This window comes from Muricoccus nepalensis (genome assembly GCF_006438825.1).
GTDB lineage: Bacteria > Pseudomonadota > Alphaproteobacteria > Acetobacterales > Acetobacteraceae > Roseomonas > Roseomonas nepalensis.
Genome location: NZ_RCZP01000098.1, coordinates 1 through 4159, shown reverse-complemented (window position 1 = coordinate 4159; position 4159 = coordinate 1). Strand labels below are relative to the sequence as shown.

General features: G+C 69.5%; 5 protein-coding genes and 1 pseudogene. All 6 read right to left on the bottom strand.

The features are described 5' to 3' along the window. Window positions 1–468: 468 nt before the first annotated feature. Entirely contained in the window at window positions 469–1065 is a 597-nt protein-coding gene (locus EAH89_RS30485) for a transposase (protein WP_140887884.1), read from the bottom strand. Then, window positions 1035–1379, bottom strand: coding sequence for a hypothetical protein (locus tag EAH89_RS30480; protein WP_140887882.1), 345 nt, complete (start codon window positions 1377–1379; stop codon window positions 1035–1037). The genes EAH89_RS30485 and EAH89_RS30480 overlap by 31 nt, the downstream gene beginning before the upstream one ends. Window positions 1380–1456: 77 nt before the next feature. Beyond that, window positions 1457–1588: pseudogene (locus EAH89_RS30475) on the bottom strand (IS5/IS1182 family transposase); the annotation flags it as partial. Window positions 1589–1936: 348 nt separating this feature from the next. After that, window positions 1937–2878, bottom strand: a complete 942-nt coding sequence (gene rfbA / locus EAH89_RS30465; RefSeq protein ID WP_140887880.1) for a glucose-1-phosphate thymidylyltransferase RfbA — start codon at window positions 2876–2878, stop codon at window positions 1937–1939. Then, window positions 2875–3777, bottom strand: a complete 903-nt coding sequence (gene rfbD, locus EAH89_RS30460) for a dTDP-4-dehydrorhamnose reductase (protein WP_140887877.1) — start codon at window positions 3775–3777, stop codon at window positions 2875–2877. Before rfbD ends, rfbA begins: the two co-directional genes overlap by 4 nt. Next, a partial coding sequence (locus EAH89_RS30455; protein ID WP_194152383.1) for a GDP-mannose 4,6-dehydratase occupies window positions 3777–4159 on the bottom strand: 383 nt, incomplete at its 5' end. The genes rfbD and EAH89_RS30455, both read right to left, overlap by 1 nt.

The window sequence follows — 4159 nt, the reverse complement described above, 5'->3', positions numbered from 1 at the left end:
CCCTCCGCCTCGGGGCGGTACGGCACACGATGACGCGCACAGCCCTCGCGCTCGCAGCGGCGGATCTTCAGCCGCAGCCTTACCGGCCCCGACAGCGTCACCAGGGTCCGGCGGTTCTCGTAGCGCAGTCGCATGTGCCCGCCACAGCCCGGGCAGTCCTGCCGGAGGGGAACCAGCACCCGCTCCCGTGCGGGCTGCGCTCGCGCTAACAGCCTGGCCATCCCGCGCCTCCAGAGCTCATCAAAGGAACTCTCCAGCAACGCCTCACACCAGCTAACTTTGCTGGCCTAGAAAAAAAGAGTGGCGCAAAGCTCAGGATCACCGCGGCGAAGCGGGTCGGCAGGCGCAGCATGGCGGCGTCTCTTGGCGGGGACGCGTCCACCCTAGCCGGTCAGCCCGCTCCGCCGCCTCTCCCCAGCTCAAATGGCCAAAGTCGAGCTTAGAGCCCGCTTTGCTCTGTTGAAATGCTCATGCGGCTTCGGCGAGAAGCATGAGGTTGTGAGTGAGAACGCGGAGGACGAGTTCGCGGTTCTGGGCTGCGGTGTTGCGGGCGGTCAGCGCTGAGCCGAGGCGCCGCTTGTGCTGGCTGAACCCGCTCTCGACGTGCCAGCGCTGATGGTAGAGGGGCTTGGAAAAGCGGTGCCGCATGGCGCGTCGATACGGGGTCTTGGGCCAGCGGCGCCCCGTGTTGCGGCGGTTGAGACGGATGACGGTCTGTCGAACACCCAGGTCCTCGCGGCAGAGGCGGTGGTTGTGCTCGGCGTCATAGCCTGCGTCGCCGAGGGCGGTGTCGATCGCGACCAGCGCCGTGGCCTGACGCATGGCCGGGGTGAAGTCTGGGGAGTCCTGGCTCGGGCCGAGGCCCGATACGGCCCCGAGGATCAGGTGTGAGCTGGTGTGGAGCACCACGGTCAGCTTGGGCCAGGCCCGCTGCCGGTGACCCTTCCCCTTGGCCCGGCGCTGGCCGTAGTGGGCGCTGACGTGCCGGGCCTCGAAGCCAGTCGCGTCCACGGCCGCCACGGGTGCGATGTCGATCAGGCCGTGGGCCCGGGCACGCCGGACCACGGCAGACTGAACCTCGATGAAAGCCCCCCAGCCTCGGCGTCCGCCAGCACGCGGCGCGACGCATGGGCGAGGGTCGAGTAGTGCGGTACCTTGGTCAGACCCAGGGTGCGGCGTAGATCGGACCACTCAGCGACCAGGGCCACCACGCCCCGGTAGTCCGTCCGCAGGAACTGCCGCAGGACCAGAAGGGCGAAGAGCTGCGGCTGCGTATAGTCTTTGCGCGAGTACCGGCTCCCATACTCCGGCAGCGCCGCCCGGCCCGCAGCCAAGGCCTCCCGCGCCACCTGCACCGCCGACTTCGCCATCTTCCTCATCGACCACCTCTCGGCCCGCACCGAAAAGCGTCCCAACCCTCAACCCCTCGTCAGGGTTTCAACAGAGCAAGCCCGCTTCATAACGGCTGAGCCAATCGCCTGACGAGGGCCATGACGGCGGCGAGGGTGAAGAAGGCGACGGCGGAACTGACGGTCGCCTCGTGGTCGCGGGCGAGGCGTCGGCATCGGCCGAACCAGGCGAAGGTCCTCAGCCATAGACCGTGCGCCAAGGCGGCATTCCAGACGGCAGCGCGCGCCACCCGCCGCCCACCCGAAGGTGCCAGGCAATTGCCCGCACGACAGCCACCGTCGGCGTTGCTCCGCCGCTTCTCGGTGGATCCGCCCGCTCCAGCCAGCGCGCCACCTCCCGCACGGCATGCCAAGAGACCGCCTGCTTTAGGCACGCCGCAGGGCGAGCCCGATGGTTGATCCGCTTTGCGGCTCAACCCGTCCATATCTCTCCCACCCTTCCGCCCCGCCAGGCGGTTCACGGTGTTCACCTCAGGAGAAGATGGGGGCGGACGGCTGAGGGCCGCTCAAACAGGCTCTCAGATCCGTTAGGAAGCGGACAAGCTGCTAGAGACTGTGGGGCAGAGACGCGAAATGGAGCTTTGCCCGACAAGGCCCTCGAGATAGGCGCCGTAGCCGCTCTTGTTCTGGGTGGCGGCGAGGGCGCGGAGCGCGTCGTCGCTGATGAGGCCGCGGCGCCAGGCGACCTCCTCGGGCGCGGCGACCTTCGTGCCCGTGCGCTTCTCGATGGCCCGCACGTACTCGGCGGCTTCCAGCAGGCTGTCGTGGGTTCCGGTGTCGAGCCAGGCGTAGCCGCGGCCGAGGCGGATGACGCGCAGCGTGCCCTCCTCGAGGTAGAGGCGGTTGAGGTCGGTGATCTCGAGCTCCCCACGGGCGGAGGGCTTCAGGGTGCGGGCGAGGGCCGGCGCGCGGCCGTCGTAGAAGTAGAGGCCCGTGACCGCCCAGTCCGAGCGCGGCGCGGCCGGCTTCTCCTCGAGGGAGAGGGCCCGGAAATCGCCGTCGAACTCGACCACACCGTAGCGGTGCGGGTCGGCGACGCGGTAGCCGAAGACGGAGGCGCCCGTCCCGACGCGCGCCTCGGCCAGGCGGTCCTCAAGATCATGTCCGTGGTAGATGTTGTCGCCGAGCACGAGGGCCGAGGGCGCGCCGGCGAGGAACTCCTCGGCCAGGATGAGCGCCTGGGCCAGCCCGTCCGGCCGGGGCTGCTCGGCGTAGGAGAGGCGGATGCCCCACTGCTCCCCGGTGCCGAGCAGGCGGCGGAACAGCGGCAGGTCGTGCGGGGTCGAGATGACCAGGATGTCCCGGATGTCGGCCAGCATGAGCACCGAGAGCGGGTAGTAGATCATCGGCTTGTCGTAGACGGGCAGGAGCTGCTTCGAGACCGCGAGCGTCGCCGGGTAGAGCCGCGTGCCGCTCCCGCCGGCGAGCAGGATGCCCTTGGTGGCAGAGTTGGGCAGCAGGGAGGTCATGCGGGATCTTTCGCGATAGGGCCAAGAACGGTGTCGAGGCATTGGGTCAGGGAGAGCCGCCAGTCGGCCGGTACGATGCCGTGGATCCGGCCGATCAACCCGCAGTCCAGCCGGCCGTCTGCAGGGCGTTGCGCAAGTGTTGGGTACTCGGCGGTCGAGATCGCAGTGAGCTTAGGGGGCGGACGGCGTCGGGCCGCGGCTTCGGCGAAGATCGCTTCCGCAAAGTCGTGCCAGGTGGTGTGAGGGGCGCCGGTGAGATGGAAGATGCCGAAGGCCGGGTCGCCGGCCGGTGATCTGGCGAGCCGCGGCAGCATCCGGGCGATCGCGTCGGCGAGGTCGGCCGCGAAGGTCGGAGCGCCGTGCTGGTCGGCCACAACGGACACGGCCTCCCGTTCGGCACCGAGCCGAAGCATGGTCTTCACGAAGTTTGCCCCATGGGGGCTGCAGACCCAGGACGTGCGAAGGATCGCCGTTCGTGGGTTGGCTTCGAGCGCCCGGTGTTCGCCGGCGAGCTTTGAGGCGCCGTAGACGCTTATCGGCTGGGGCGGCGCGCTCTCGTCGTAAGGCGCACCGCCAGTCCCAGGAAAAACGTAGTCCGTCGAGAGATGAACGAGCGGAATACCCTCCAGCGCCGTGATGGTGCCAAGCAAGGCGGGGCCGGTCGAGTTCACGAGAAACGCGCGGTCTCGATCGCCCTCGGCGCGGTCGACAGCCGTGTAGGCAGCGGCGTTGATGATCACGTCGGGGTTAGTCCGACCGACAGCTTCCTCGATGCTCTCCCACTTCGTGATGTCCAGCTCCGGCGCCTCGAGCGCGGTGACGAGGTGGCCGTCGCGCGGCAAGCGGTCGAGAAGCTCCGTCGCGAGTTGGCCGGTCCGCCCGGCAATAAGGATGCGCATCAGGCCGCTTCCTGCGAGGGTGCCGAGTGTGTGCTTGTCGGCAGAAGGCCCAGCCTCTGTCCGTCGTAGCGGTCCCGCAGGGGGCGCCACCAGGCCTCGTTGGCGAGGTACCAGGCGACGGTGCGCTCGATGCCCTCCTCGAAGGTGACGGAGGCGCGCCAGCCGAGCTCGCGCTCGGCCTTGGTGGGGTCGATGGCGTAGCGGCGGTCGTGGCCGGGGCGGTCGGGCACGAAGGCGACCAGGTCCCGCCGCGGGCGCGGGGCGGGGCCCGAGGAGGGGCGCAAGCGGTCCAGCGCGTCGCAAATGGCGTGGACGACCGCGAGGTTGGTGCGCTCGGCCCGGCCGCCGATGGCGTAGGTCTCGCCCGGCACGCCGCGGGTGA